Annotated in this window: 26 protein-coding genes and 3 pseudogenes; 23 read left to right on the forward strand and 6 right to left on the reverse strand. The window is 61.6% G+C overall.

Features of this window, described 5'->3' with window-relative positions; all coding sequences use genetic code 11:
• Nucleotides 1–49 precede the first annotated feature (49 nt).
• From merA to AAC071_RS00870, 4 genes are read right to left on the reverse strand one after another with little or no spacing between them, the layout of a single operon-like run.
• On the reverse strand, nt 50–1,471 hold the full coding sequence (gene merA / locus AAC071_RS00855) for a mercury(II) reductase (protein WP_339828851.1): 1,422 nt from the start codon (nt 1,469–1,471) through the stop codon (nt 50–52).
• A gap of 4 nt (nt 1,472–1,475) precedes the next feature.
• Entirely contained in the window at nt 1,476–1,721 is a 246-nt protein-coding gene (gene merF / locus AAC071_RS00860) for a mercury resistance system transport protein MerF (protein ID WP_339828853.1), read from the reverse strand.
• Complete coding sequence (locus AAC071_RS00865; RefSeq protein ID WP_339828856.1) at nt 1,714–2,046, reverse strand: cation transporter; 333 nt, start codon at nt 2,044–2,046, stop codon at nt 1,714–1,716. Before AAC071_RS00865 ends, merF begins: the two co-directional genes overlap by 8 nt.
• Nucleotides 2,047–2,074: 28 nt before the next feature.
• Nucleotides 2,075–2,464 (reverse strand): mercuric transporter MerT family protein, encoded by a 390-nt coding sequence (locus AAC071_RS00870; protein WP_339828859.1) that lies wholly within the window; start codon nt 2,462–2,464, stop codon nt 2,075–2,077.
• An 84-nt stretch (nt 2,465–2,548) separates the two neighbouring features.
• On the opposite strand from AAC071_RS00870, the gene AAC071_RS00875 reads away from it, so the two are divergent.
• The 5 genes and pseudogenes from AAC071_RS00875 (at nt 2,549) to AAC071_RS00895 (ending at nt 5,838) form a co-directional block, all read left to right on the forward strand.
• On the forward strand, nt 2,549–2,962 hold the full coding sequence (locus tag AAC071_RS00875) for a helix-turn-helix domain-containing protein (RefSeq protein ID WP_339828862.1): 414 nt from the start codon (nt 2,549–2,551) through the stop codon (nt 2,960–2,962).
• A gap of 112 nt (nt 2,963–3,074) precedes the next feature.
• On the forward strand, nt 3,075–3,554 hold the full coding sequence (locus AAC071_RS00880; RefSeq protein WP_339828865.1) for a hypothetical protein: 480 nt from the start codon (nt 3,075–3,077) through the stop codon (nt 3,552–3,554).
• 584 nt (nt 3,555–4,138) lie between these two features.
• Complete coding sequence (locus AAC071_RS00885; protein WP_339828868.1) at nt 4,139–4,480, forward strand: hypothetical protein; 342 nt, start codon at nt 4,139–4,141, stop codon at nt 4,478–4,480.
• A 96-nt stretch (nt 4,481–4,576) separates the two neighbouring features.
• Nucleotides 4,577–4,723, forward strand: a complete 147-nt coding sequence (locus AAC071_RS00890; protein WP_339828871.1) for a hypothetical protein — start codon at nt 4,577–4,579, stop codon at nt 4,721–4,723.
• Nucleotides 4,724–4,813: 90 nt separating this feature from the next.
• Nucleotides 4,814–5,838, forward strand: a pseudogene (locus tag AAC071_RS00895) (IS110 family transposase).
• A gap of 373 nt (nt 5,839–6,211) precedes the next feature.
• Here the strand turns inward: AAC071_RS00895 and AAC071_RS00900 are convergent.
• A pseudogene (locus tag AAC071_RS00900) lies at nt 6,212–6,413 on the reverse strand (transposase); the annotation flags it as partial.
• A 48-nt stretch (nt 6,414–6,461) separates the two neighbouring features.
• Between AAC071_RS00900 and AAC071_RS00905 the strand changes: the two are divergent.
• The 6 genes and pseudogenes from AAC071_RS00905 (at nt 6,462) to AAC071_RS00930 (ending at nt 13,926) form a co-directional block, all read left to right on the forward strand.
• Nucleotides 6,462–6,857, forward strand: a complete 396-nt coding sequence (locus tag AAC071_RS00905) for a hypothetical protein (protein WP_339828873.1) — start codon at nt 6,462–6,464, stop codon at nt 6,855–6,857.
• A gap of 53 nt (nt 6,858–6,910) precedes the next feature.
• The gene (locus AAC071_RS00910; protein ID WP_339828876.1) at nt 6,911–8,200 is read left to right on the forward strand and encodes a TolC family protein; all 1,290 of its coding nucleotides are present in this window, start codon (nt 6,911–6,913) and stop codon (nt 8,198–8,200) included.
• Entirely contained in the window at nt 8,197–9,453 is a 1,257-nt protein-coding gene (locus tag AAC071_RS00915; RefSeq protein WP_339828879.1) for an efflux RND transporter periplasmic adaptor subunit, read from the forward strand. The genes AAC071_RS00910 and AAC071_RS00915 overlap by 4 nt, the downstream gene beginning before the upstream one ends.
• Entirely contained in the window at nt 9,443–12,676 is a 3,234-nt protein-coding gene (locus tag AAC071_RS00920) for a CusA/CzcA family heavy metal efflux RND transporter (RefSeq protein WP_339828883.1), read from the forward strand. The genes AAC071_RS00915 and AAC071_RS00920 overlap by 11 nt, the downstream gene beginning before the upstream one ends.
• A 107-nt stretch (nt 12,677–12,783) precedes the next feature.
• Nucleotides 12,784–12,966, forward strand: a pseudogene (locus AAC071_RS00925) (MFS transporter); the annotation flags it as partial.
• Between the two features lie 96 nt (nt 12,967–13,062).
• Nucleotides 13,063–13,926, forward strand: a complete 864-nt coding sequence (locus AAC071_RS00930) for a sterol desaturase family protein (RefSeq protein ID WP_339828886.1) — start codon at nt 13,063–13,065, stop codon at nt 13,924–13,926.
• 13 nt (nt 13,927–13,939) lie between these two features.
• Here the strand turns inward: AAC071_RS00930 and AAC071_RS00935 are convergent, their stop codons facing one another.
• Nucleotides 13,940–14,704 carry an AraC family transcriptional regulator gene (locus AAC071_RS00935; RefSeq protein WP_339828889.1) on the reverse strand — a complete coding sequence of 255 codons (765 nt, stop codon included), beginning with the start codon at nt 14,702–14,704 and terminating at the stop codon, nt 13,940–13,942.
• Nucleotides 14,705–15,433: 729 nt separating this feature from the next.
• Here AAC071_RS00935 and AAC071_RS00940 point away from each other — a divergent pair.
• From AAC071_RS00940 to AAC071_RS00995, 12 genes are all read left to right on the forward strand, one after another.
• Complete coding sequence (locus tag AAC071_RS00940; protein ID WP_339828894.1) at nt 15,434–17,203, forward strand: multicopper oxidase domain-containing protein; 1,770 nt, start codon at nt 15,434–15,436, stop codon at nt 17,201–17,203.
• Nucleotides 17,203–17,913, forward strand: coding sequence for a copper resistance protein B (locus AAC071_RS00945; protein WP_339828897.1), 711 nt, complete (start codon nt 17,203–17,205; stop codon nt 17,911–17,913). The genes AAC071_RS00940 and AAC071_RS00945 overlap by 1 nt, the downstream gene beginning before the upstream one ends.
• A 101-nt stretch (nt 17,914–18,014) precedes the next feature.
• On the forward strand, nt 18,015–18,563 hold the full coding sequence (locus AAC071_RS00950; RefSeq protein WP_339829251.1) for a plastocyanin/azurin family copper-binding protein: 549 nt from the start codon (nt 18,015–18,017) through the stop codon (nt 18,561–18,563).
• Between the two features lie 101 nt (nt 18,564–18,664).
• Nucleotides 18,665–18,946: a DUF5676 family membrane protein gene (locus AAC071_RS00955; RefSeq protein WP_339828900.1), complete on the forward strand. Its 282-nt coding sequence runs from the start codon at nt 18,665–18,667 to the stop codon at nt 18,944–18,946.
• 2 nt (nt 18,947–18,948) lie between these two features.
• The gene (locus AAC071_RS00960) at nt 18,949–19,176 is read left to right on the forward strand and encodes a hypothetical protein (RefSeq protein ID WP_339828904.1); all 228 of its coding nucleotides are present in this window, start codon (nt 18,949–18,951) and stop codon (nt 19,174–19,176) included.
• Nucleotides 19,166–21,688, forward strand: a complete 2,523-nt coding sequence (locus AAC071_RS00965; protein ID WP_339828907.1) for a heavy metal translocating P-type ATPase — start codon at nt 19,166–19,168, stop codon at nt 21,686–21,688. Before AAC071_RS00960 ends, AAC071_RS00965 begins: the two co-directional genes overlap by 11 nt.
• Before the next feature lie 23 nt (nt 21,689–21,711).
• Nucleotides 21,712–22,179, forward strand: coding sequence for a hypothetical protein (locus AAC071_RS00970; protein ID WP_339828909.1), 468 nt, complete (start codon nt 21,712–21,714; stop codon nt 22,177–22,179).
• Nucleotides 22,160–22,414 carry a DUF2933 domain-containing protein gene (locus AAC071_RS00975; RefSeq protein ID WP_339828911.1) on the forward strand — a complete coding sequence of 85 codons (255 nt, stop codon included), beginning with the start codon at nt 22,160–22,162 and terminating at the stop codon, nt 22,412–22,414. Before AAC071_RS00970 ends, AAC071_RS00975 begins: the two co-directional genes overlap by 20 nt.
• Nucleotides 22,404–23,060: an isoprenylcysteine carboxylmethyltransferase family protein gene (locus AAC071_RS00980; RefSeq protein WP_339828914.1), complete on the forward strand. Its 657-nt coding sequence runs from the start codon at nt 22,404–22,406 to the stop codon at nt 23,058–23,060. The genes AAC071_RS00975 and AAC071_RS00980 overlap by 11 nt, the downstream gene beginning before the upstream one ends.
• 64 nt (nt 23,061–23,124) lie before the next feature.
• A complete protein-coding gene (locus AAC071_RS00985; RefSeq protein WP_339828916.1) occupies nt 23,125–23,727 on the forward strand; it encodes a hypothetical protein in 603 nt (200 codons plus the stop codon).
• Nucleotides 23,724–24,434 carry an ABC transporter ATP-binding protein gene (locus tag AAC071_RS00990; protein WP_339828918.1) on the forward strand — a complete coding sequence of 237 codons (711 nt, stop codon included), beginning with the start codon at nt 23,724–23,726 and terminating at the stop codon, nt 24,432–24,434. The genes AAC071_RS00985 and AAC071_RS00990 overlap by 4 nt, the downstream gene beginning before the upstream one ends.
• A 3-nt stretch (nt 24,435–24,437) precedes the next feature.
• Nucleotides 24,438–26,801 carry an FtsX-like permease family protein gene (locus AAC071_RS00995; RefSeq protein WP_339828920.1) on the forward strand — a complete coding sequence of 788 codons (2,364 nt, stop codon included), beginning with the start codon at nt 24,438–24,440 and terminating at the stop codon, nt 26,799–26,801.
• Nucleotides 26,802–26,804: the final 3 nt, after the last annotated feature.

Consider the following 26,804-nt stretch of genomic DNA (forward strand, 5'->3'; position numbering starts at 1 on the left):
GCGTGGCTGTCTTCCTGATACGGATCAAAATGAAATACGAAGGTCCATGTCATCCCGCGCAGCAGGACAGCTTCGCCACATCCTTGTCGAAGGTCTGCGCGGCGAGCTTCAGCCCCTCGACCGTCGTGAGATAGGGGAAGATCGTCTCACCGAGGGCTTTCGCCGTCATCCCGAACTTCAGCGCCATGGCAAGGGTCTGAACACTGTCCGACCCTTCAGGCGCCATGATCACCCCGCCGAGCAGACGGTCGGTTTTTGTGTCTGCCAACAGCTTGATGACCCCTCGCGTGTCGCGTGCGGCGAGCGCGCGCGGCACGTTGTCGAGGCCGAGGACGGAGGTCTTCACCTCATATCCCGCGGCAATGGCCTGTTCCTCGGTCAGCCCGACGCCCGCCACCTGCGGGTCGGTGAACACCACCCAAGGCATGGCGGAATTGTCATAACGCTCCGCTCCGCCCATGGCGTTCGTCGCCGCGAGCTTTGCGCCATAGGCGGCCATGTAGACGAATTGATCGCGGTTGGTGACATCGCCCGCGCCATAGACGCCCGCCCGTGATGTCGCCATGTCGTCGCCAACCATGATCGCGCCACGCCGGTCCGTTTCGATGCCCATTTCCGCCAACCCCAATCCTTCGGTATTGGGCGCCCGCCCGGCGGTGACGACGAGATGTTCGGCGGTCAGTTCCAGGCGGCGGCCATCCTCTTCGATGCACAGCACCGCGCGACCTCCGTCCGCGTGACAGGCGTCATAGGTCACGCCGCAATGCATTGCGATGCCTTCGCCGCGGAACACCTGCGTCAGCGCTTCCGATACCTCGGGCTCGACCTGCGGCAACAGACGCGAGCGGCAGACCACCGTCACTTTGACTCCCATCCGCGCCATCATCTGCGCCAGTTCTGCGCCGATATAGCCGCCGCCGAGAAAGACGAGGCTTTCGGGCAGGGTCTCCAGCGCCAGCAGCGAGGTGCTGTCGAGCGTCGGCACATCGGCGATCCCCGGAATTGCGGGCAATGATGGACGGCCGCCGGTGGCGATGACGATCTTTGGCACAGCGATCCGGCGCGTACCGACCTGCACGCCGCCCTCGACCAACCGCGCCGCGCCCTCGTCGATATAGGTGACGTTCTCATATCCCGGCAGCAGATCTGCATATTTCTTCTGGCGCAAGCCCGTCACAAGCGCATCCTTGCCCGCTATCAGCGCGGCCCAGTCATCGACCTGCGCCATACCCGAAAGCCCGGGAAACCGCTTCGCTACCTTCGCGCCGTGGATCGCCTCGGCGGCGCGGATCATCACCTTGGAGGGCACGCAGCCCACATTGACACACGTCCCGCCGATCAGCCCGTGCCCGATCAGTGCCACGCGCGTGCCGGCCTCGGCCGCCGTGATCGCGGCGGAGAAGCCGGCCGACCCCGCACCGATCACGGCAAGATCGAAATTGCTTTTGGGCGTGCAACAATCGTTATTCATTGGATCATCCATTCTTTCGGATATTCAGTCGTTGTTGCCGCCGCCAGACGGCGTAGATCGTCAGTAAGATGAAGAAGGCGAGTGCCGGCAGCAGCACAAAATCGATCCATCCGAGCACCGCCGAGAGCCCCACCACCCCAAGCAGCACCACCAGCACCGGCGTGAAGCAGCACAACGCTACGATCAGTGTGCCGATGATTCCCACTGCGACCAGCTTGCGGGCACTATGCTCAGACACGCCTTCAACCACGCAAGCTGGCCGGATAGCCCGCATTCGTGGACGCAGCGGCAATCGTGTCCGCGTTCGTCAACGCCGGATCGAACGCGACGGTTGCCGTCTTTGCATCGAAGTCAATGTCGACCGAGCGGACGCCGTCGACGCCCTGCATCGCCTTCTTCACAGTGACCGGGCAAAGGGCGCAGGTCATGTTCTCGATGGCGAAGGTCTCGGTCTCAACAGTCGCGACTTGCGTCGATGCCGATTGCGCGGAAATCGGCGACACGGCCATCATGGACAGAATGCCGGCGGCGCCGAGGGCGAGGACGCCGGCGGCGATGATGAGGGGTCGTTTCATATGTGCTTCTCCTTTTGTCGATATGCGGTCAGTAGAAGAGCGGCGCCCACCAGTCGATCGAGAGCGCCAGAAGAACCAGAACCGTTGCGATCCAGAGGGCCGATTTCGTGATGAGCGATGATTGAGGCCGCGCGCAATAGGAACCCTCGACGCATTCGGGCTTCTGTCTGAAATAGACATGCCAGAATCCGAGCCCGATTAGAGCGAGTGTGACCGTTGCAACGTAGGGCTTGTAGGGTTCGAGCGCCGTAAGGTTGCCGACCCAGGCGCCGGAGATGCCGAGCGTCACCAGAGCCAGCGGCACCACACAGCAGGCCGATGCCAGGATCGCACCGATGATGCCACCGGCCGCGAACCAGTCTTTCTTTCGATCCGCCTCGTTTTCCAGTGGAGTCGTTCCGGTTTCCGTCCTGCTCATATGTCCAATCCTCGCGGTCCTCGATTTTTCGATGAAGGCAGCGTACGGTCTGTATCGACTACAGACTCAAGAAGGTTCCGGCCGATGAGCGATCACAATTCCGGGAGGAAATTGCAGCGGGCCAAATTGGCACGCCTGATGGGCTGCAATCTCGAAACCATCCGCTATTACGAGAAAACCGGCATGATCCCCGATCCACCGCGCACCGCCGCAGGGTACCGGGTCTATGACGAGAGACATGCCGCCCGCCTCCGCTTCATCCTGCGCGCCCGCGAACTCGGTTTCTCCCTCCGGGAGGTTCGGGGGCTGCTCGACCTCGTGGACGGCGGCACGCAAACCTGTGCCGAGGTCGAGGAGCGAACCATGCGGCATCTGGCCGATGTGCGCGCGAAGATCGCGGACCTGATGCGTATCGAGGAGGTGCTGACGGCGACCGCGGCGCAATGCTCCGGCGAAGATGTTCCGCACTGCCCCGTGCTGGAGGCATTGGCGCGTTGAACCGAATGGCAACGCTATCCGCGTTGCCGAACGTTTTCGAGGGCCGAGCGGGCTGCTACCTTCTCGCCGTCCGGAAACGCTCTGTCCAACCTTCCCGCGTGGGAAGGTCGATTTGACGCGGCTTCCATCGACGCCCGACGATCTTCACGACTATTTTGACTTTTACTCCGGCGGCCAACCCTCTTACAATTGCCGCATGGTCAGACGGTCGCCTCAGCGCTGGTTCATCATCCTCCTCGCAGTTTGCCTGGCGGCGGGAACGAATCTCGCGGCGGCGCGCGGCGTGGCGGCCGAACTTGTGGAAATCGGCGCGTCGGTGGTAGCCTCGGGCGCCAGTGCCGACATGGGCGCCTGCGCCGAAAGAGGCGGCATGACCGCCGACACGGCAAATGGAATGTGCCCGGGCTGCAATGAACCCGCCGATAGCACATGCACCAGCATGGGGTCTTTCTGCCAGTCGGCCGGTGCGCTGAACCTGCCCGAGATGTTGGTCCTGTCCGCGCTCGGCGCTCAGAGCGCATACCGCTCCGTGCATTTTCATCGGAGCGGCCGTCCGGCTTCCCCCAACCTTACTCCTCCCCGGTTCTCGTAAATCCCTTTGACGCTCGCGGACGCAGCCTTGGCTGTGTTCCGGGACGGCAAGGCTGGAGCGACGCGTGCAAGCCGCCCATGACGGCGCCTGCCGTGTTCCACCGCGACTCCTGTTATTTCGCGCGCACATTACGGAGGCAGAGGAGAATGACGAGGCGGCGCAGACATACCACAGCAGGAAACGGTCTTGCCGGTTTGCGGCACTGGCGAGGTGTCGCCGTTCTTGCCGCGCTTGCCCTGTGGCTGGGCGCCGTCCTCTCGGGGTTCTGCCTTGCCCCCATGTCGGCTGCCGCATCGCCGGCCGCGATGACGCATTTACCCGTCGAGAGCGCTCCCGCGGACGCCGCTGACGAGCACGCGGTCGGCCTGCTCTGTGCGACCTCGGCTGCTTGCTACGCCATCCTGTCGCCGACGGGGCAGATGGAAGAGAGGCAGCAGGTAGCCGCCAACGCAACGCTGCCCTTGTGGGTCTCGTTCGTTACGCGGCGTCCGGACCCGCCACCGCCGAAGGCCTGCCTAGGAGCTTTGCCAAGTCGATGAACAAAACAATCGGGCGCAATTTGCGTCCCAAACCAGGAGGACAAAATGTCCAGAACGTTCAAAACCTTTGTCATGGCCGGCGTTATCGGTCTTTCGGCCGCATTTCTGATGAGCGGGGCGGCGCTCGCCGGTTCGAATGTCAAGCACGGCCAGCAGACCGTACCGATCGACGGCCGGCCGGCTGCGCCCGTGGCGGCCAAGGCGCCGGCAGGGACGGTCATGATGAGCCATGACCGCATGACGGCGTGCTGCCGCGTCACGCATCAGCGCTATGGCAAGAGCGCGCCTGCCATGAGGCGGATGATGCACGGAGCCGACGCGCAGGAGAGCGTGCCGATGAGTGTGCATGGCTCCGGCCAGCCGGCGAACACCTACCGGAAGCGGTAGCCGACCAAGCCTGGAACCGCGGGGCACTGCCTCGCGGTTCCATTCTCCCTCGCCACGCCGATGGACGGCGTCAACCGCAACGCACGGAGATATCAGATGGCTGAGTGGTGCAACATGAATATGGAGGGAATGGGCTGGATGATGTGGGGGATGGGATTCTTCTGGATCCTCGTTATCGCCCTCCTCGTCCTCGGCGTCGCCGCCCTTGTGAAGTATCTGTTTTCAGGTCCGAGGAAGGGATAGCTCCTGACCTGAAGGTGTGGACGGCTCCCGCCTTCGGCATTTGAGTGCCAAGATTGGGTTTGCTGTTCAACACAATCAGGGGAGCCGCCCATGAGCGAGATTATCACGATCAGTTTGGACATCGCCAAGAACGTATTTCAGGTTCACGGGATTGATGGGTCGGGAGGTATCGTTATCCGCCGGAACTTGAGGCGCGGGGATGTAGCTGGGTTCTTTGGCTTACCCCCTGCCTGGTTGGCATGGAAGCCTGCGCGACTTCGCATTATTGGGCTCGAGTTCTGATGGAACTGGGTCATGAGGTGAAGCTGATGCCGCCGACCTATGTGAAGGCTTATCTCAAGCGTCAGAAGAACGATGCCGCGGACGCCGAGGCAATCTGCGAGGCCGTGACCCGGCCGAACATGCGGTTTGTGCTAGTGAAGTCAGCCGAGCAGCAGGGCGTGTTGATGCTTCACCGAAGTCGGGAGCTCCTTATCCGCCAGCGAACGATGCTGATCAATGGACTGAGGGCGCATCTGGCGGAGTTCGGGATCGTCATGCGGCAAGGCATCGCCGGGGTCTCGACCTTGATGACGCTGGTCGAAGATTACGAGCATGACCTCTTCCCGGAGATTGCCCGGGAAGCCTTGTTGAGTTTGGTGGCTCAGTTGCGCGACGCCTATGAACGGATATCGGTGATCGACCGGCAAATCCTGGTCTGGCATCGTTCAAATGAAGAGAGCCGGCGGCTTGAGACCATCCCCGGGATCGGACCGATCACAGCGAGTGCGATGGTGGCGACGATCACGGATCCCACCCTCTTCCGCAGCGGCCGAGACCTCGCCGCCTGGATTGGCCTTGTTCCCCGCCAGAACTCGAACGGCGGCAAGGAACGACTGGGGCACATAAGCAAAAAGGGTGACAGCTATCTCCGCCGGTTGCTCATCACCGGTGCCATTGCCATGTTGCGGTTTGCCCACAAAGGGCAAGGCGGTCGAACGACACAATGGGCGGCGAACTTGCTCAGCCGCAAGCCTTACAAGGTCGCCGCCGCGGCGCTGGCAATCAAGATGGCGCGGATCGTCTGGGCGGTCATGACGCGACAGGAAGAGTTCCGGCCACGGCTGGCAAGCTGACATCGCCGGGACGACGTTGACTTGACTTGAACTTGATGGACAGTGAATTGGTGAGGTGCTGAGGATGTGATGACGATACGGGTCGACACCCGGGATCAGAAGAACCCGTCTAACAGTGGCTGCGTCTTTGAACGCGATGACCTGAATGGGATCTGATCTTGCGGACTTCATCATGGCCAGCGGCATAACATTGCCGCACATCAAAGGCCGGACACATGACCGCCACCGACCCAAGCGTTCTCTATCCAAAAGTCCTTGCCAAAAGGGGGCCGTCCACACATGCCCCTTGGAAACTGGACCGTTTGAAGCCTGAAAATTCTAGTCAAAGAACTTTTGCCCAACCTTGGACCGGGTGGGCTGGTAAATTCCGGCTTCATCTGACCGCAGGCTGGCCGGGGTTGCCGGCCGGAAGATGAAGCTTGATCGGCACTTCGTTTCCGATCGCACTGTGCGGTCGGACCTCGTTGTAGTCTCTACGCCAAGCCCCGCGTTTTTGATCGCGCTTCGTCGAGGCTCAGGAACCAGTTGGCATTCAGGCACTCCGCCCGGAACTTGCTATTGAGGCTTTCGATGAAGGGTTGCGGAGCCTTGCCATCTTTGCGCTTCGTCCATAAGATCGCCGGATGACGCGCCGCCAATCCTCGCTGAAAGCTTCCTTGACGGTGCTGTGCATTGTCTTGATGGCCACTTTTTCAGCGGCGTCCACCGTGCAGGCCTTGCACGAACTGGAGCATCAGTGGGACGCGGCGGGCGAACACGATCATCATCCGGTCAATCAGCTTGCTGCTGCCTTCGCCGGAATCGACGGAAGCGGCGACAAGGCGGACCGGGATGGCACTGCAGGCCCCGGACATCATCACCATGGGGACGGTCAGCCAAATTTGCCCATCTGGGCCAGCGCGGGCATATGCATTGATCGGAACGAGGACAGGTTAGCGATTGCGCCGGAGCGCGCCTTGTCCGATATGCCAATCTACGGCCCCGAACGTCCTCCCAAACATCTCTCAGCCAGCGTTTGACCGCCCGCATCCCCGGATGCGGCCTAATTCATGTCTGCCTGTGAGATCATATCATGCCGCTCATCCGCGATGCGCGCCGTCTGGCGCTCTACCGGCTTGTGTTACCGTTCGGTGGTGCACTTCTCGCACTGTTTTCAGGGACCGACGCTGTCGCACAACCTCAGACTCTAACCTTGTCCGACGTCCTCGCGCGGACAATTAGTTACGACCCGACAGCGAGAGCCGGTGCCGCACGTATCCGGGCCGCCGAGGCCAATCTCGACCAGGCCGATACGAGGCCCAATCCGGTTCTCGGTATCGAAATGGAGGATTTCGCCGGATCGGGCAATTATTCGCGTTTTGACGAGACGTCGACCACACTTTATTACGAGGAGTTGTGGGAGCGCGGCGGCAAACGAAAAGCTCGAACGGATATCGCCGGAGCGGAACTGACACTGGCCGAAAAGCGAAGAACCGCCAACCTGCTCGATCTGGCAGCCGAGGCGCAGGCCGCGTGGATTGAAGCGCTTGCGGCGCAGGTCGCGGCGACGCTTGCCGAAGATCGTCTCGCGGCGGTCAAACAGATTGGACGCGAGTTTCAACGCCGCACCGACCGGGCTCTCGATCCGCAGTTCGCGCATGAGCGTATCCTTGCAACGCTCTCTCAGGCGCAGATAGACAGTGCGCAGGCAGTGCTGACCGCGCAGACCGCCCGCGCGACGCTCGCCTCCTATTGGGGAGGGGACGGGAATTTCCGGCTGGATGAGACCGAGTTCACCCGGCTCGCGATGTACGGAGAACTCGACGACGATCCCACAGACCTCGCCCTCCTGACGGCGGCGCGTGAGACGGCAGCCGCTCGTGTCCGGTTCGAAAGAGCCAATAGCGTCCAGGACGTTTCGTTGCGCGCGGGACTTCGCCACTTCTCGGCCGACGACGATGTCGCGGTTGTTTTCGGGGTGTCGATACCTCTCGGTATTTACGATACCAACCGGGGCGGAATCGAGCGTGCTCAAGCCGAACAGCTGGCGGCGGAGATCGAGATCGCCGCGGCGCGGAACAGACGACAGCGTGAGATAGCCCGGCTGATTGCCGCGCAATCCGCCGGTGCCGATGAAATCAGACAGCTTGATGCCGAGGTCTTTCCCCGACTTGAACGGGCGGTAGAGCTGGTCCGCCAGGGGTTCAACCGGGGCGGCACCGCCTTCTCGCTCCTTGAGGTAACGGAAATCCAACGCGCCCTGACCGATGCGTATTCCCGCCGGATCGAACTGCTCCGCCGTTTCCACCTCGACGGCATGCGTCTCGATCGCCTAAGGGACCGCCACGCTTCCATCCTTTCCAATGTAGAGCATAACCAATGACTCATGCCTTCATCGGCCGCCTGATGGCGGCGATCACAGTGCTCGCGATGATCGCGGGTTGTGACGATTCTCCTTCTTCCGGGCGTGGCCACGGCCATGACGAACTCTCGGTGGATCAGGATTATGAGCGTGGCCCTCATCGTGGCCGAATGCTTCGCCACGACGATTTCGCGTTAGAAATCACCATCTTCGAGGATCGGGCAGATCCGGAGTTCCGTGTCTACGCCTACCGGTCGGATAAGCCGATCGCTCCGGCCAGCATCGATCTCGACATTGAGCTCCACCGACTCGGAGGGCGTGTCGACCGCTTCGCGTTTACTCCCCAGGACGATTATCTTCGCGGGGACGGCGTGGTCGTGGAGCCGCATTCATTCGATGTCCATGTCCGGGCAGCGGAGAGCGGCCTGCAGCACGAGTGGTCCTACGAATCCCATGAGGGCCGGACGATCATTTCGGCGCAGGCGGCACGTGCCGGCGGAATCGAAACGGAAATTGCCGGCCCCGCAACTATCAGCCACCTCGTCGATCTGGCCGGACGGGTCGAAATTGTGCCGGAAGGCAAAAACGAGATTCGCGCCCAGTATCCCGGGCGCATTCTGGAAATGCGGGCCGAACTGGGACAGGTAGTGGGCGAGGGGCAAATTCTTGCCCGCATCGAGGCAAGCCACAGCCTTCGGGCATATTCCGTTCTCGCGCCGATGAACGGCGTGATCGTCGCGAAGGGCGCCAATATTGGTGACCTTACGGGCGACCGACCGATGTTCGTCGTCACCGACCCAACTCGGCTTCATGCCGAACTCTTTGTCTATCCGGGGGATGCCGAAAAGATCCGAGCCGGTCAGACCGTTGACGTTCGGGGCTTCTCGAACAACGCCCGGACGCGGGGCGAAGTCGAAGTCGTATTGCCTGTCGCCGACGTCAACAGTCAGACACTTGTTGCACATGTCGCCTTGCCCCCATCGGCCGCGGAAAATTTCCGCCCCGGCATGAGCGTTGAAGCCTCCGTCGAGGTTGCATCCGGGGAGGTTCCTCTCGCCGTTCGTACCAGAGCGTTGCAGCGTTTCCGCGACTTCATCGTTGTCTACGCCAGGGTCGACGACACCTACGAGGTGCGGATGCTTGATCTCGGACGACGCACTCCCGAATGGACCGAAGTGCTGGGCGGACTCGAACCCAGCACCGAATATGTGACAGACGGCGCCTTCCTGATCCGCGCTGATATCGAGAAGTCGGGAGCCAGCCATGACCATTGACGCAAATGCCGGGGTCGGTGCGACGAGGCCGCCACTTCTCGAACGCATCATCGCCGGTTCCATACGTTTCCGCTGGGGGGTGCTGGCGCTTGTTCTGCTTTCCGCAGCCATCGGCGTCTGGAGCTTCCAGCGTTTGCCGATCGACGCGACGCCGGACATCACCAACGTCCAGGTCCAGATCAATACCGAGGCACCGGGCTTCACGCCGCTCGAGTCGGAGCAGCGCATTACCTTTCCGGTCGAAACGGCCATCGCGGGCCTCCCCGGTTTGCACTACACGCGCTCGATCTCCCGCTACGGACTGAGCCAGGTGACGGCTGTCTTCGACGACGGCACCGACATCTATTTTGCCCGCCAACTCGTCAACGAACGGCTGCAGGGCGCGCGCAGTCAGCTGCCGGAAGGCGTCAGTCCGGAAATGGGTCCCATTGCGACAGGCCTCGGCGAGATATTCATGTACACGCTTGAGGCACATCCCGAGGCGCGCAAACCGGATGGGACTGCTTATACATCCGAGGATTTGAGGACCCTGCAGGACTGGGTCATCCGTCCGCAGCTCAGGAACACGCCGGGCGTTACCGAGGTCAACAGCATCGGTGGTTTCGTGCGACAATACCACGTGACGCCCTATCCGGACAGGCTGTCGGCATATGGCATCACGATGAGCGAAATCGTCGCCGCGCTCGAGCAGAACAACGCCAATGTCGGTGCGGGATATGTGGAACGCTACGGTGAGCAATACTTGATCCGTGTTCCCGGTCAGGCATCGGCGATCGAGGATTTGCAGCAGATCGTCGTTGCTCATCGCTCTGGAGCGCCGATCCGCATTGCGGATGTCGCCGGTGTCGCGACAGGCGAGGAATTGCGAACGGGGGCGGCAACCGAGAACGGTCGCGAGGTGGTTCTCGGGACGGTATTCATGCTGGCGGGAGAGAACAGCCGCGTCGTGGCGCGCGCCGCGGCCGAGCGTCTCACACAGGCGGCGAAAGCCTTGCCGCCCGGTGTCGAGGCCGTAGCGGTCTACGACCGCACGGACCTCGTCGAACGCACGATCCGGACCGTTGAAAAGAACCTACTCGAAGGGGCGCTGCTCGTCATCGTGGTTCTCTTTCTGCTGCTCGGAAATATCCGCGCGGCCTTGATCACTGCCGCCGTCATTCCCTTCTCGATGCTGCTGACGGTCACCGGGATGGTGCAGTCGAAAGTCTCCGGCAATCTGATGAGCCTCGGTGCGCTCGACTTCGGGCTCATTGTGGATGGCGCGGTCATTATCGTCGAGAACTGTCTGCGCCGGCTGGGCGAGGCCCAGTACCGCCTGGGACGGTTGCTCGACCGGGACGAGAGATTCGTGCTTACGGCATCCGCCGCCAGCGAGGTCATCAGGCCTTCGCTGTTTGGCGTGACAATCATCACCCTTGTCTATTTACCGATCTTCGCCCTGAGCGGCGTCGAAGGAAAGATGTTCCATCCGATGGCGATTACCGTCGTCATGGCGTTGACGGCCGCGCTCCTTCTGTCCCTTACCTTCGTTCCGGCGGCCGTTGCGATGTTCGTAACCGGAAAGGTTGAGGAAAAGGACAGCCGGTTGATGAGCTGGGCACGGCGGCTCTATGCCCCGGTCCTCGATACTGCGTTGAAATTTCGTATCTCGATGGTCGCAGCAGCTGTCGTCTTGGTTGTAATATCGGCACTTGCGGCGAGCCGGATGGGATCGGAGTTCATCCCGAACCTGGACGAAGGCGATATAGCTCTACATGCCTTGCGCATTCCGGGGACAAGCCTCAGTCAGGCGATCCGGATGCAGCAGGTGCTCGAGGCAGAACTCGCGCCCTTCCCGGAGGTCGAACGGATCGTGACGAAGATGGGGACCGCGGAAGTGGCAACGGATCCGATGCCGCCCTCGGTCGCCGATACTTTCATCATGCTCAAGGACCGCAGCGAATGGCCGGACCCGAGAAAGCCGCGCGCGCAGCTCGTTGCGGAAATGCAGGCTGCCGCCGAATCCGTGCCTGGCAACAACTATGAATTTACCCAGCCGATCCAGATGCGGTTCAATGAACTTCTGTCCGGCGTCCGTGCGGATGTCGCCGTCAAGGTCTTTGGCGATGATCTCGATGAACTGTTGCGTCTCGGTGAGGCTGTCGAGAGCGTGGTAAGTGGCATCCCCGGCGCTGTCGATGTAGGTATTGAGCAGATCACCGGGTTGCCGGTGTTGCAGATTACGCCGGATCGCGCAGCGCTCGCTCGGTACGGTCTCAATATCAGCGATGTCCAGGACGTCATTTCAATATCGATTGGCGGTAGGACCGCCGGGCAGATATTCGACGGGGACAGGCGGTTCGATATCGTTGTGCGTTTGCCCGAAGCCCAGCGGCGCGATATTGACCGGATCGGAAGATTGCGCGTGCCGCTTCCCCTGTCGGGGTCAGGGCCGCGCGAGTTTGTGCCTCTTGAGAACCTGGCGGCAATCGACATCGTGATCGGTCCCAACCAGATCAGCCGGGAGGACGGCAAGCGAAGGGTTGTCGTCACCGCCAATGTCCGCAGCCGCGATCTCGGCTCGTTTGTGAACGAGTTGCGCGACCGCATGGATGTGGAAGTCGAAATCCCTGCCGGCTATTGGGTCAGCTATGGTGGTACATTCGAGCAGCTCATATCCGCGGCACAGCGATTGAGGTTGGTCGTTCCAGCTGCCTTGTTGTTGATTCTCGGCTTGCTCTACGCCCTGTTCCGGTCTGCGCGAGATGTCGCGATTGTTTTTTCCGGCGTTCCGCTGGCCCTTACCGGCGGTGTCGCGGCCTTGCTGTTGCGAGGCTTTCCTCTGTCGATATCGGCCGGCGTCGGCTTCATCGCCCTCTCTGGTGTCGCCGTCCTTAATGGTCTGGTGATGCTCAGTTTCATCCGTCAGCTTCGCGCCGACGGCAGCGGCCTCGACTCGGCAATTCGCGAAGGTGCGCTGACACGATTGCGGCCGGTACTCATGACCGCGCTTGTCGCAAGCCTCGGTTTTGTGCCGATGGCATTCAATGTCGGAGCGGGAGCCGAGGTCCAACGGCCACTCGCGACCGTCGTCATCGGTGGTATACTGTCCTCGACGATACTTACGCTGCTTGTTCTTCCCGCGCTCTATCGTCTTGTGCACGCGAAAGACGAGCGAGGAACTGGCGAGCCGAAGGCCGATCCGCGTATGATCCCGGCGGGAGGTCGGCCCGATGGAAGGTAGGAAAACTCCCTCGCTGGAACACGTAGTGCCACTCTTCAGGTGGCGTCATGCTCCGAGTACTCAGGAAAAAAACTTAAAGACATCTATTCGTCGCGCAGGCGCTCGCCCTGATCGTCACCGGCCTCGCAATGGTGGCTCTTGGCCTCCTCGCCTATGAGATCGCCGGTGCCGAGGCCGGCGCCGTTCTCGGAACGGCGCTTGCGATCAAGATGATTGCCTATTTTGGGATAGCTCCGGTTACGACGGCCTTAGCGGCGCACTCGCCGCGAAGGACGCTGTGCGTCTTGGTCAGCCCCTGAGAGGTGGTCCATCGTTCATTCGTTCAAGCGTCATACCGGCATGTGTATTCATCGTGATGCCATCACATGACCAAATGGGTGAGTAAAATGGCATTCGTACGGTTCCTGCTTCGCTATCTGTATCTCCCGGCAATGCTGCTCGGTACAATCGGCAGCGGTATTCTGCTGATTGAATGGGGGTGGCCGAAATGGTCTCTCGTGCCACTCGGAATTCTCGCCATTCTGATATCCTTTATGGCCGAGCGAGTGGTTCCCTACCGCGACGATTGGAATCGGAATATCGGCGATGGACGGCGTGATGCATGGCACGCCGTTGTCAATGAAGCGCTCAACATCGCCAGCATCGCATCAGTGCCGGTCATCGCTGTCCATCTTGCCTTGTTTGACCTCTGGCCCAGCGATTGGCCGTTCTGGCTCCAGGCGCTTGGTGCAATCCTGATTCTCGACCTTGGAATCACGTTTGCTCACTTTGCCAGCCATAGAATCTCGTTTCTCTGGCGGTTCCACGCTGTGCATCACAGCGTCAAGAGAATGTATGGCTTCAATGGTTTGATGAAGCATCCGGTACACCAGTCGATTGAAATGGCAGTGGGCACCGCACCGCTGGTGTTGATCGGCCTTCCTTACAATGTCGGTGCCGTCCTGGGGCTGGCTGTACTGGTTCAGCTTCTACTCCAGCATTCCAACGTGCGTTATGCCGTTGGACCATTGCGGTACATTCTCGCAGTCAACTCGGTACACAGGTTTCACCACCAGAAGGAAGCCGGTGCAGGCGATGTTAATTTCGGTCTGTTCACAACATTAGGAGACCGCATATTGGGAAGCTACTGGTTCGATCGAAAGAAGATCTTCCGTAGCGAAGACCTCGGTATCGGAGACCGGCCTGATTATCCGATGAGCTACGGCGCCCAGCTTATCGAACCATTTCGTCGACAACGCAGAGCGACATAAATCGGCGGGAGAGTCATCTTGCATCGATCACCTCGCTACGAAGGAGGCTTGTGGATGGTGTCACGCCGAACATGCGAACGAATGTACGCGTGAAGTGGGCTTGATCGGAGAAACCGGCGGCATGCGCGGCCGAGGTTGCGTTACCCCCGGCAGCGAATGCCGCCACCGCATTTTGCAGCCGAAGCCACAAGATGTAGGCTCTCAGTGGCAGACCTGTCTGTTGACGAAATAGTAGAGAAAAATGGCTCGCGGAGAGATTCACCCTGGAAGCAACTGCTGAGAGGCGCATGCGTCCGTCTAGTCCCGCGCGAATGTGTTCAAGCGCCTCTGCGATCCGTGCATCGCCTGGTTCGATCTTTGCTGTGTCGACCTTAAACAGCGTACGTGCGATGTGCGCGTGGAAGATCGCTGCCGAATGTGCGAATGGAATACCGGTGACCGATGGCCAACCTGTCATCAACTGTCGAACCTGCTGTTCATCGAGTTTTAGATATCGACGTCCGCAAAGCAGTTCGCGTGCGGCCTGTCCGACCCTGCTCATCGGCTCTATGTAGACGAAAATGAGCGGGTGAGATTGGGCTGGAAGAGAATGACGCTCTCCACTTGCGAGCAATATACCTTGCGAACTCATTCCTGGTACTTCGGGCAGGTCGACCGCAAATACGCCGCGCGGACAAATTGTGAGCTGAAGGGCATGATGTGCGTGCACTTCCGTGCTGCCTGCGGGGCCTTTGTAGACCGCCCATCCGTTTCCGACCAAAATTTGTCCAGCCCACATATCTTGTCTCCGGTTTGGGGGCTGTCGCCGCGGGTGAAGGCTATACCAGGAATGGGAATGGTTCGAGAAATGCGCTAAAAATTAAGCAGACAGTCATAATGGGTCAGCACATATGACATTCTGTGGTGCCGTCGAGACACGCATAGCCTGTGCAAGATTTCGGACTATATTCGATGCGACCGATTGTCGTTCGTGCATTTGCTGCTTGACCTTGCCGCGCGGGAAGGTTGCATACTAAAAATATGAAACGGGTCCGGGCACATATATCAGGACTTTACGTCCTGAGCGTCGCGCTTGTGGCGATTGGTCATTGCTGGCCCGTTGCTCATGCATCTGCCGCTCCCGCAGATACAGTACAATATCATGATCATAAGCATACCGCTGGGCATGAGCATCACGGGCAGGCTGAAAAAGCATCGGTCAACGGTTGTATCGGAGACGAGGTAGTCTGTGCGCTCGACGAGTCTGCGCCGGCGCTGACACCGGCTTCAGTATCGGGGCCGGATCATCCTTCGTCGAAGAGTTTCGCGTTGCTCCCGGCGATTGAGGCGGCTTTTCCCGCCCCGGCAGGGGCGTTCACGTCGCGGGGCCCGCCCGAACGACGAACGCATTCCCTCCACAGTTATGCCGAGGCCTTCGCCCGCACCGGGCGCCTGCTGATCTAGAGCTTCCATTCTCTGGAATGGGACGCCTGTGCGTCCTTTCTGCCATTGAATGGAGTGCTTCGTGATGCTTCCGAAAATTTTTCTCGGCCCTGCGCTTCTTTTGCGTGGACGAACGATTGCAATCCTTGGCGCCACGCTGCTCTGGGCGCTGCCGGGTGCCGCTCCAGCCGCCGCCGGTGTCTACCACCTGACCGTCGAGAACGCTCGAGTCGAGGTCGGCGGCCGCATGGTCGACAAGATGATGATCAACGGCGGCATCCCTGGTCCGACGCTCCGGCTGCAAGAGGGTGAGGACGCGACAATCACGGTCGTCAACAAGACGAGCGAGACGACCTCTGTCCACTGGCACGGACTTCTCCTGCCGGGCATCATGGATGGCTCCCCGGGTTTCAACGGCTTCATGGGCATCGCTCCCGGTGCGTCCTACACCTACACCTTCCCGATCCGCCAGAGCGGCACCTACTGGTATCACAGCCATTCGGGCACACAGGATCAGACGGTGCTGGGCGCCATCGTGATCGAGCCGGCAAGGCCATCGCCCTTCAAGACGGATCGCGATTATGTCGTCCTGCTTGGCGACATCACGCCCGAGAATTCCGACGCGGTGCTGCGCAATCTCAAGGCCGATCCCGGCTACTACAATTACAACAAGCGCACACTGCTCGATTTCTTCCGCGACGCGCGTGACGCGGGCCTCGGCGCCGCCATGAAGGACCGCCTCGAATGGGGTGCCATGCGCATGGATCCGACCGATCTCGCCGATGTCACCGGCTATTCCTTCCTGGTTAACGGCAGCACACCGGCAGAGAACGAGACCTTTCTCTTCCGCAAGGGCGAACGTGTTCGCCTGCGCCTGATCAACGGCGCGGCGATGACCCTTTTCGACATCCGCATCCCCGGCCTGAAGATGACGGTCGTCGCCGCCGACGGCAACGACGTGAACCCGGTGCCGGTCGACGAACTCAGGATCGGCGTCGCCGAACGCTACGACGTCATCGTCACGCCTGAGGAGGATATGCCCTACACGCTCTTTGCCGAGTCGATTGATCGCGCGGGTTATGCGCGCGCGACGCTCGCGACGTCGGAAGGCGAGGCGGGGCCGGTCCCCGAACGGCGCCCCCGCGCGCTGCTCGGCATGGCCGATATGGGCATGGCACACGCAGGACATGACATGGCAGGCATGGAATCCGGCGCCATGGACCACGGCACTATGGACCATGGCGCGATGGACCACGCGGCCCCGGGCAAGGCCATGGAGAACGGCGCGCCTGAAACCTGGCCGGTCGGCTGGGAGTCGGGTTTTCCGCCGGATTCGAGGGTCCTTGCCTACAAGGATCTTCGTGCGTTGCGCCCTAATTCGGACAACGCCGAGCCGGACCGGACCATCGAAATGCGCCTCACCGGCAATATGGAGCGCTATGTCTGGACGCTCGACGATGCGCGCTTCGTCGAGGCGCAACCGATCCGTGTGCGCTATGGCGAACGCGTCAGGCTGACCTTCGTCAACGAGACGATGATGGCGCATCCGATGCACCTGCACGGCATGTTCTTCGAACTCGAAACCGGCAGCCCGGATCGCCGGCCGCTGAAGGACACGGTCATCGTGCCGCCGGGAAAGTCGGTCTCGGTTGTGTTGACCGCGCGGGAAGTCGGCAGCTGGCCGCTTCACTGTCATCTGCTCTATCACATGGCCTCGGGCATGATGACGACTTTCATCGTTGAGCCGCCGGACACAGTCGACAGTGCAATCACACCGAATGGCACGGTCGTGCCGATTGGTGTCACGACAGACGGCGCGGCGCATGGGTCGCATGCCGGGCATGGAGGCATGTAATGAAAAAGCCCCCTGCGCTTGCTCTCATCCTCGCTGTCGGCATCGCCTCGGCGTCACACGCACAGGAACCTGTGCCGGACGATCATGGACCCGATCTCTTCAATATGATCAAGGTCGAGGTCGACTACGCCGACAGGCATGGTGGCCTCTGGAACGGAAACCTCGATGGCTGGATCGGCGGCGATGTCGAACGCCTCTGGATCAGGGCGGAAGGCGAGATCGTTGACCGCGATTTCGAAAAGGCTGAAGCGCAGCTTTTCTACGGCCGCAATGTCCATCCCTTCTGGGATCTGCTGGTCGGCGTCCGGCAGGATTTCGAGCCGCGCGGCGAGACATATCTGGCCACCGGCATTGTCGGCCTGGCGCCTTACTTCTTCGAAACCGAGGCTACCGCCTACCTATCGACGGAAGGCGATCTGTCGGCGCGCTTCGAACAGAGCTTCGATCTTCCGATCACGCAGAAGCTGATCGCCCAACCGCATGTCGAAGTGAATGTATTTGCGCAGGACGTGCCCGCGCGCGGCGTCGGCGCCGGCTTCAGCGATATCGAGGTCGGTCTTCAGCTCCGCTACGAAATCATCCGAAAATTCGCGCCCTATCTCGATCTGGTCTGGGAACGAAAGCTCGGCGAGACAGCATCGATCGCCCGCGCGAACGGCGAAGATGTTGAGGACACCACCTTGCGCTTCGGCGTGAGGGCCTGGTTTTGATAACGACAGGCTTCCGCCACGAAAAGAGATCGATGAGGCGGAGCTGCAAAGCAAACCTCAAGGAGAGGAAATTGAAACATTCAATTCGGAAGTCGTTCTTGGTGGCCGCCGTCATGGGACTGACGGTGAGCCCGGCCATCGCCGCGCAAGACCATGGTCATGGCTCGGTACATGGTGCAGGTCACGGCATGTCCCAGGATATGGCGGAGATGATGAAGGAGATGGATCGGCAGATGGCCGACACGTCGGCGTTCGGTCGGAAAGGCGACATCTCGAAGGTGACCAGGACCGTCATTATCGAAGCCTCTGAAATCAGGTTCGATACCGCCGAACTCGACTTCAAGGTCGGCGAGACGATACGTTTTGTGATCGTCAACAATGGCGAGCAGCCGCATGAATTCACGATCGGGGACGCCGCCTATCAGGAACGGGCGCGACAGGCGATGGCGCATATGATCGAGATGGGCATGGACCCGGTCACGCCGGAACATGCCGCCATGCATGCCTCCGCCGGCAACACTGTCACGCTGGATGTCGGCGATACGAAGGAAATTGTCTGGACCTTCACAGAGACAGGTAGCTTTGAGTTCTCTTGCAACCTGATCGGTCATTCCGAGGTCGGAATGAAGGGCGGGATCGTTGTGAACTGAGCAGCGGCGAAGGTGGCGAGACCGAAAAGGATTGTGGCCGTAAAGGCATCCCATCCGGCGCCACCAAAAATTGATCGTACTTGAACCAAGGGAGAGTGACCATGAACAAGACCGGACGTATCGCGATCGTCCCGCTGGGGATGACCATTTCATCGTTCTTCGTCATCACCTACATTCTGTGCGTGCTCTTCGGACTTCTGGTGTCGTCCCAGGGGATGCACCAACTTTTGTCGACGTTGTTGCCTGGTTTCACATGGCTCACATGGCCCAGCTTTCTGCTGGGTCTTGTCTGGATGTTCGTGCTCGGCTGGTACGTCGCGGTGATCTTCGCGCCGATCTACAATTTCTTTGTCGCGCGCGGCGAAAAATCCGGGAACACCTGAACATGTCGAAAGGTAGCCGTTCCACATCTGTTGCCACACGCGGTCGTTTGCTCCGGATATGCTTACTTGTCGGGCTGCTTGCAGCGGTGCTGGTTCTTGCCCTGTTCGGGCTCAATCTGTGGAGTTTCGTCGTCCTTGCATTCTTGATCGCCTGCCCCCTTGCTGTGATCTGGGTGCTGATGCTCGAGCGACAGCCGCGGGATCTTTCGGAGAATGATCATGAACAGTAGTCGTGCATCCGGCAGCGCCATGGAATCGGAAGAGCGAACGGCCTACTTTGTCGTGCCCGGCATGGGGAGCGATCATTGTGCCGGCATTGTGGCTACCTCGCTCAAGCGGCTGAATGGCGTTAGCGACGTAACGACCAACATCGCCAATCACCGGGTCAGCGTCCGCTTTGATCCGGATCGTCTGAACGTCGATGTCTTGAGACAGGCTATTGAACGGGCAGGCTACGAGGTCGACCGGATCGATGCCGACAAGCGAGGGGAAAGTACGGAGATTCATCTTGTCGTTCCCGGTATGGGCAGCGGTCACTGCGCCGGACTTGTTTCGGAATCCATCCGTCGGCTTCCCGGCATTACCGATGTCGGCACGAACATAGCCAATCACCGCGTGACGGTTCGCTTTGACCGCGACCGAATCGACGCCGCGGGCATCCGCAAGGCCATTGAGCAGGCCGGCTACGATGTGGCAACGGTGGACGAGGCAAGCGCATCGTCGCCGGCGGGGCAGGACGATGTCGAGGAGCGATATCTGGCCCAGGCCTCGAAGCGGCTCTGGATAGCGGCGGTCCCGACATCGGTAATCATGCTGATCATGGCGCCGCACATGTTCTGGCAGCCGATTCCGGGTTACCTGGCGATTGTCGCCATTCTCGCCTTCCCGGTGGTGTTTCTCTACGGCGGTTTCGCCACGCATCGCTCGGCCTGGCTCTCGCTGACCAATCGCACCGCCAACATGGATGTGCTGATCTCGATGGGCAGCCTGCCGCCCTATCTGATCGGCCTTGTCGGTTTCTTTTATCCGATGACGTCGTTTATCGAGATGGCCGCCACCATCATGACTTTTCACATGCTGGGCCGCTATCTGGAGACGCGCGCCAAGGGTCGCGCCAGTCAGGCGATCAAGCGGCTGATCACCATGGGCGCCAAGACCGCGGCCGTGCTGCGCGACGGTGCCGAGGTCGAGGTGCCCGTCGCCGAACTCCGCAAGGGCGACATCATGGTCGTGCGGCCTGGCGCCAAGGTTCCGACCGATGGCGAGATTGTCGAGGGCGACAGTCATCTCGACGAGTCGATTGCAACCGGCGAATCCGTGCCGGTCGAGAAGGGGCCGGGCGACCCTGTCATCGGCGCCACCATCAACAAGGAAGGCATGCTGAAGATCCGCGCCACGAAAATCGGCGCGGAAACCTTCCTGTCGCAGGTCATCCGTCTGGTCGAAGAGGCGCAGGGCTCGAAAGTGCCGATCCAGGAATTCGCAGACCGGCTGACGGCGCGCTTCGTCCCGGCGGTCATCCTGATCAGCCTCGGCAGCCTCGCGATGTGGCTTTTCTTCAGCGAGAGCCTGCGGCCGATCCTCTTCTGGGGTGCTGCCTTCCTGCCCTGGGTGAACCCCGAATTGTCGCCGCTGATGGTCGGCATTCTCTCCGCCGTCGCGGTCCTCGTCATCGCCTGTCCCTGTGCGCTTGGCCTCGCTACACCGACCGCGATCATGGTGGGCTCGGGCCTCGGCGCCGAGCGCGGCGTGCTGATCCGTTCCGGCGAGGCGATCCAGACCCTGAAGGACATCAGGGCGGTTGTGCTCGACAAGACCGGCACCATCACCCGCGGCCAGCCCGCGCTGACCGATGTCGTGGCGGCCGACGGTTTCGCCGAAGATGAGGTGCTTACCGCCGCGGCCTCTGTGGAGGCGGGCTCTGAACATCCGCTGGGTCAGGCCATGGTTACAGGTGCGCGGGGCCGGGGCATCGATGTTCCGAAGGTCGAGGGCTTCACGGCGCATGTCGCACGCGGCGTCGAGGGCCGCGTTGGCGGCAGGCATGTGCGCGTCGGTAACCGCCGCTATCTCGGCGAGGCCGGCATCGACATTGCGGCGCTGGAAAAGCCGCTGGCCGAGCTCGAAACCACTGGCAAGAGCGCCGTACTGGTGGCGATCGGCGATCGAGCGGCCGGAATCGTCGCGGTGGCCGACACCGTCAAGGACGACTCGGCCGCCGCCATTGCCGTCCTGCTGAAGATGGGAATCCATGTTGTGATGATCACCGGCGACAATGAGCGCACCGCACGTCATGTCGCCCGGCAGGTTGGCATCGAAGAGGTGATGGCCGCCGTGCTTCCCGAGGGCAAGGTCGACGCCATTCGCGCACTTCAGGAAAAATATGGCGACAAGGTTGCGATGGTCGGCGACGGCATCAACGACGCGCCGGCGCTGAAGCAGTCCAATGTCGGCATCGCCATCGGCGCCGGCGCCGATGTTGCGATCGAGGCTGCCGATGTCACGCTGGTGGGCGGCGAACTCACCAAGGTCGTCGAGGCGATCCGCCTCTCGAAGGTGACATTCCGCAAGATCGTCGAAAACCTCTTCTGGGCCTGGTTCTATAACGTCGCGGCCATCCCGATCGCAGCCTTCGGTCTGCTGCATCCGATGGTCGGCGTCGTCGCCATGACGGTCAGTTCGCTCTCGGTCATCGGCAATTCGCTGTTGCTGAAGCGCGCGAAGCTCGGAGTGGACAGATGAAAATCGGAATACGCCGGAGCGCAGTGAAGATATTGAACCGCTCGGTTCTGCTGGCATCGGTCATGTTCGTGATTCTGGCTGCACCCGCCGCCGCAGCGCCGGGTGACGGCTACAAAGTCGAACAGGGTTTTGCCGTCTATATTGGCGTGCTGCCGGCGGCCATGATTCAGGGACATGAAGTCGACCACGCGGAGACGTCGATGCATGGTGGTGTGCCGGGCGGCCGCAATGCCCATCATTTGACGGTTGCGGTCTTCGACGCTCGGACCGGAAGCCGGATTGAAAATGCCACCGTCCGGGCCCGCGTGTTCCCGCTGGGTCTCGCCGGCACGACACGACCCCTCAATCCAATGACCATCGCCGGGACCATCACCTATGGAAACTATTTTATGTTTGCCGACGGTCCTTATCGTATTCGGCTGACAATCTCCCTGCCGGAACAGAGCCAACCCGTGAACATGGAGTTTTCCTATGAACATCCGACGCGATGACAGGACTGTCTTCTGGCGCTCGCCTGCGGGGTTGACGCTCGGCGTCTTCCTCGCGGTCGGGGCGCTCTTTCTGGTGCTCGAACACGGCGCACATCTTCTGGGGGCGTGGCCGCTCTTGTTCCTTCTCCTGTGCGGCGGCATGCACTTCTTCATGCACCGTGGTCACGGTGGTCACCGATCTCATGGCGGCCATGATCGCCGCGGTAGCGACGGAGGACCGGGCGATGAACGGTGACGTACCGGCCTATGGCCTCTGGTTTCTGGCGGCCGTCAATGCGGCGATCTTCATCCTCTTCGCCTTCAGCTTTTTCAAACCGAAAACGCCGCGCGACTGGCGCTCGCTCAGTGCCTTTTCCGCCTTTATCGTGGCGCTGTTTGCGGAAATGTACGGCTTTCCGCTGACGCTCTATTTGCTGGCGGGCTGGGCCGGCAATCAATTCCCCGCACTCGATCCGTTGTCCCACGATGCGGGGCATCTATGGCCGGCGCTTTTCGGCTGGTCCATGAACCCGCATTGGAGTCCGTTCCATCTCCTGAGCTTCGTGCTGATCGGCGGCGGCTTCGTTCTGATCGCGGCCGCATGGCGCCGGCTCCACGAAGCGCAGGGCGAAGGAAAGCTGGCGGTGGCCGGGCCCTATGCCCGCCTGCGCCACCCTCAATATGCCGGCTTCGCACTGATCATGATCGGCTTTTTCCTGCAATGGCCGACCCTGGTGACCGGCCTGATGCTGCCGGTCCTTCTCGTCATGTATTGGCGTCTCGCCAGGCATGAGGAACGCGAGATGGAAGCTGAGTTCGGCGAAATCTACCGCCGCTACGCCGCGCGCGTTCCGGCCTTCATTCCCCGCCTCTCCGGCTTGTCGGGCGAGGGCGCATCATGACCCGGCCCACGCCGGACGTCTGCAACACCGAACGAGGAGCACGAAATCCATGAGGACATATGCCATGAGAATATATTCGCTGCGCGCGGCCGCGCTTGCCGCGCTGCTGGTTTTCGGCGCGGGGGCCGTCGCCGCCCAGACTGCAGACCCCGACGATCACGACGCCCATCATCCCGCTGAAGCGCCGGCCGCTGCGTCCGCTGCGTCCGCTGGCGATGCGGCTGGCGGGATGGAGGGAATGCAGGGCATGTCCGGCATGAAGGGCATGCAAGGCATGATGACGCCCGAGATGATGAAGATGATGCAGGGCATGATGGGCGGGCCCAAAGGCGAGGGCGGCATGAACATGGAAAGTGCCATGATGATGTGCCCTTCGATGCAGATGATGATGGGCATGCGTGCCGGCGCCGACATGCAGGGCATGATGGGCGGGCCGGGCCTGCTCTACGGCATGCCGCATGGCGCATCGGAAGAGATGACGCCCGAAAGCGTCCGCACCTTCCTCGAAAAGCGGCTCGAATGGCACGCCAACCCGCGCCTGAAGATCGGCAAGATCGCGAAGGCGGCTGATGGCGGCATCACGGCCGAAATCGTCACCGTCGATGGTTCGCTGGTCCAGAAGCTCGCCTTCAACCGCCATCCGGGTCTGGTGCGGCAACTGCCGTGACCAGGCAGAAACTTTTCGCCGCCGAGGGACTGACGAAGGTTTACACGCAGGGCGAGGTGGAAGTTCACGCGCTGCGCGGCGTCGACCTCGACATATGGACCGGCGAGGTGGTCGTTTTGCTGGGGCCGTCGGGAAGCGGCAAGTCGACCTTGCTGAACATCGCCGGCGGCCTCGATCACGCGACAAGCGGCCGTCTGTTGTTCAGGGACACAGACATCACGGCGTTGGACGACCGCGGCCTCACCGCCTATCGCAGGCGGCACATCGGATTCGTTTTCCAGTTCTACAATCTGATCCCGAGCTTGACGGCGCGCGAGAATGTCGCGCTGGTAACGGAAATAACCGACAACCCGATGTCGCCGGAAGAGGCCCTGGCGCTGGTCGGGCTTGAACAGCGCATGGACCATTTTCCGGCGCAGCTTTCCGGCGGTGAGCAACAGCGCGTTGCCGTGGCGCGTGCGATCGCGAAGCGGCCGGAGGTGCTGCTCTGCGACGAGCCGACCGGCGCCCTGGATTCCGTGACCGGCATGCGCGTCATCGAAGCCCTGCTCGGCGTCAACGAGCAACTGGGAACCACGACCCTCATCATCACGCACAATGCGGCGATTCAAAAGCTCGCGCATCGGGTGATCTCCTTTGCCGATGGCCGGGTGTCGGGGACCGTCGAGAACGAACGGCGGCAGGCGACTGACGAGATCACCTGGTGAGCCATGCGCATTCTCGACATCAAGCTGTTTCGTGACCTGATCCGCCTCCGGGCGCAGGTGCTGGCGATCGCCCTGGTCGTCGCCGGCGGCGTCGCCACGATCATCCTTGCTGTCGGGTCCTACCGCTCGCTCGACGAGACGCGCCTGGCCTATTACGAGCGCTATCGCTTTGCCGACGTCTTCGCCACGGTCCGCCGTGCGCCGGACACGCTCGCCGCGCGCATCGCGGAAATCCCCGGCGTCATCGCGGTCGAGACGCGGGTTGCCAGTCTCGCCCTGCTCGACATCGCGGGCGTGCGCGAGCCGGCGACCGGCCAGTTCATCTCCCTGCCCGAAAGCGGCGAGCCGGTTCTCAACCGCCTCTATCTGCGTCTCGGCCGGATGCCGGACCCGGCCCGGGCCGACGAGGTCGTCGTCAACGAGTCCTTCGCCAAGGCCCATGCCTTTACGCCGGGCTCGCGCTTCTCGGCGATCCTCAACGGCCGCAAGCGCGAAGTGATCGTGGTCGGCATCGCGCTCTCGCCGGAATTCGTCTACGCAATCGGGCCGGGCGACCGCATGCCCGACGACCGCCGTTTCGGCATTGTCTGGATGTCGAAAAAGGCGCTTGCCGGCATCTACGATCTCGAAGGCGCCTTTTCCTCCGTCAGCCTCAAGCTCTCGCGCGATGCCTCCGAACGCGAGGTCATTCAGCAACTCGACGCCTTGCTGGATCGTTATGGCGGTACGGCGGCCTATGGTCGGAAGAACCAGACCTCGCACGCCTTTCTCGATCACTCGCTCGACATGCTTGGCAATATGAGCCGCACGCTGCCGCCGATCTTCCTTCTTCTCACCGCCTTCCTGGTCAATCTCACGCTCGGCCGGCTGGTCGCGCTCGAACGCGAGCAGATCGGCCTCCTGAAGGCGGTCGGCTATGGAAACGCGGCCGTCGCCATCCATTATCTCAAGCTGGTGCTTGCCATCGCCGTGACGGGCCTCGCGATCGGCAGCGTCGCCGGCACCTGGCTCGGTGGGCACATCACGAGCCTCCTTGCCGAATATTACCGGTTCCCCTTTCTGGTCTTCATCAAGAGCCCGGACATCTATGTGGCGGGCGCGGCACTGAGCATCGCCGCCGCGACCATCGGCGCCGCCCGCTCGCTCCGCGACATCGTTGGGCTGGCGCCCGCGGTCGCAATGCAGCCGCCATCGCCGCCGCGCTTCCGGCGCTTGCTGCCGCAAGGCATTTCCTTTCGCGGTTTCCTCTCGCAGCCCTCCGTGATGATGCTGCGCAACCTGACCCAGCATCCGGTGCGCGCCGCGCTGACGGTGCTCGGCATGGCGTTCAGCACCGGCATCCTCATCGTCTCGCTCTTCATCAACGACGCCATGAATGAGCTGATCGACGTCACCTACTTCATGGCCGACCGGCAGGACGCAACGGTCAGCTTCGTCGAGAAACGGCCCAGCAACGCCGTCCTCCAGATGGCGCGTCTGCCGGGCGTTCTCGACGCCGAGCCCTATCGCGGCGTCCCCGTGCGCATCCGCAACGGCAGCATCGAGCGCCGGGTGATGATCGGCGGCCGCACGCGGAGCGCCGATCTGAGCCGCATCATCGACGTCGATCTGCGCCCCGTCGTCCCGCCCGAAACGGGCCTGGCGATTTCGGACTGGCTGGCTTCCGTCCTTGATGTCGGCGTCGGCGATTTCGTCGAAATCGATATTCTGGAGGGGCAGCGCCGAACCGTCTCGCTGCCGGTCGCGGCGCGGGTCGAGGATTATTTCGGCATCAGCGGCATGATGGACGCCGATGCGCTGTCGCGTCTGATGCGCGAGGCACCGACGGTGAACGGCGTTCATCTGAGCCTCGACGAAACCATGCTCGACACGCTCTACGATGCGCTGAAGATCATGCCGGTCGTCAGCGGCGTCGCCCTGCAGCGCGTTTCGCTGGCGAATTTCCGCCAGGCCATGGTCACGATCGTGACGACCATGGCGGCGATCTACACCGGGCTTGCGGCCGTCATCGCCTTCGGCGTGGTCTACAACAGCGCCCGGATTTCTCTCTCGGAGCGGGCCCGCGAACTGGCCAGTCTTCGTGTCCTGGGCTTCTCCCGGGCGGAGGCCTTGCGCTTCTTGCTGCTTGAACTGGCGCTCATCGTGCTCATCGCCCAGCCGCCGGGATGGGCGATCGGCTACGGCCTGGCCGGGCTCCTCAATGCCAACATGGCCGGCGAGCTGATGCGCACGCCGCTGAACATCGAAAATGCGACTTATGTGTTTGCCAGTCTGGTCGTGCTCGCCGCGGCCACGCTCTCGGCGCTTGTCATGCGCCGCCGGATTAACAGGCTGGATCTTGTGGCCGTTCTCAAAACGCGGGATTGAATC

Source organism: uncultured Parvibaculum sp. (assembly GCF_963975745.1).
Taxonomy (GTDB): Bacteria; Pseudomonadota; Alphaproteobacteria; order Parvibaculales; family Parvibaculaceae; genus Parvibaculum.

What these genes read in the sequence shown, in the direction of transcription:
- merA (WP_339828851.1), bottom strand. Translation starts at nt 1,471, where the DNA reads ATGAATAACGATTGTTGCACGCCCAAAAGCAATTTCGATCTTGCCGTG.
- AAC071_RS00865 (WP_339828856.1), bottom strand. Translation starts at nt 2,046, where the DNA reads ATGAAACGACCCCTCATCATCGCCGCCGGCGTCCTCGCCCTCGGCGCC.
- AAC071_RS00870 (WP_339828859.1), bottom strand. Translation starts at nt 2,464, where the DNA reads ATGAGCAGGACGGAAACCGGAACGACTCCACTGGAAAACGAGGCGGAT.
- AAC071_RS00875 (WP_339828862.1), top strand. Translation starts at nt 2,549, where the DNA reads ATGAGCGATCACAATTCCGGGAGGAAATTGCAGCGGGCCAAATTGGCA.
- AAC071_RS00885 (WP_339828868.1), top strand. Translation starts at nt 4,139, where the DNA reads ATGTCCAGAACGTTCAAAACCTTTGTCATGGCCGGCGTTATCGGTCTT.
- AAC071_RS00890 (WP_339828871.1), top strand. Translation starts at nt 4,577, where the DNA reads ATGGCTGAGTGGTGCAACATGAATATGGAGGGAATGGGCTGGATGATG.
- AAC071_RS00905 (WP_339828873.1), top strand. Translation starts at nt 6,462, where the DNA reads ATGACGCGCCGCCAATCCTCGCTGAAAGCTTCCTTGACGGTGCTGTGC.
- AAC071_RS00910 (WP_339828876.1), top strand. Translation starts at nt 6,911, where the DNA reads ATGCCGCTCATCCGCGATGCGCGCCGTCTGGCGCTCTACCGGCTTGTG.
- AAC071_RS00915 (WP_339828879.1), top strand. Translation starts at nt 8,197, where the DNA reads ATGACTCATGCCTTCATCGGCCGCCTGATGGCGGCGATCACAGTGCTC.
- AAC071_RS00920 (WP_339828883.1), top strand. Translation starts at nt 9,443, where the DNA reads ATGACCATTGACGCAAATGCCGGGGTCGGTGCGACGAGGCCGCCACTT.
- AAC071_RS00930 (WP_339828886.1), top strand. Translation starts at nt 13,063, where the DNA reads ATGGCATTCGTACGGTTCCTGCTTCGCTATCTGTATCTCCCGGCAATG.
- AAC071_RS00935 (WP_339828889.1), bottom strand. Translation starts at nt 14,704, where the DNA reads ATGTGGGCTGGACAAATTTTGGTCGGAAACGGATGGGCGGTCTACAAA.
- AAC071_RS00940 (WP_339828894.1), top strand. Translation starts at nt 15,434, where the DNA reads ATGCTTCCGAAAATTTTTCTCGGCCCTGCGCTTCTTTTGCGTGGACGA.
- AAC071_RS00945 (WP_339828897.1), top strand. Translation starts at nt 17,203, where the DNA reads ATGAAAAAGCCCCCTGCGCTTGCTCTCATCCTCGCTGTCGGCATCGCC.
- AAC071_RS00955 (WP_339828900.1), top strand. Translation starts at nt 18,665, where the DNA reads ATGAACAAGACCGGACGTATCGCGATCGTCCCGCTGGGGATGACCATT.
- AAC071_RS00960 (WP_339828904.1), top strand. Translation starts at nt 18,949, where the DNA reads ATGTCGAAAGGTAGCCGTTCCACATCTGTTGCCACACGCGGTCGTTTG.
- AAC071_RS00965 (WP_339828907.1), top strand. Translation starts at nt 19,166, where the DNA reads ATGAACAGTAGTCGTGCATCCGGCAGCGCCATGGAATCGGAAGAGCGA.
- AAC071_RS00975 (WP_339828911.1), top strand. Translation starts at nt 22,160, where the DNA reads ATGAACATCCGACGCGATGACAGGACTGTCTTCTGGCGCTCGCCTGCG.
- AAC071_RS00980 (WP_339828914.1), top strand. Translation starts at nt 22,404, where the DNA reads ATGAACGGTGACGTACCGGCCTATGGCCTCTGGTTTCTGGCGGCCGTC.
- AAC071_RS00985 (WP_339828916.1), top strand. Translation starts at nt 23,125, where the DNA reads ATGAGAATATATTCGCTGCGCGCGGCCGCGCTTGCCGCGCTGCTGGTT.
- AAC071_RS00995 (WP_339828920.1), top strand. Translation starts at nt 24,438, where the DNA reads ATGCGCATTCTCGACATCAAGCTGTTTCGTGACCTGATCCGCCTCCGG.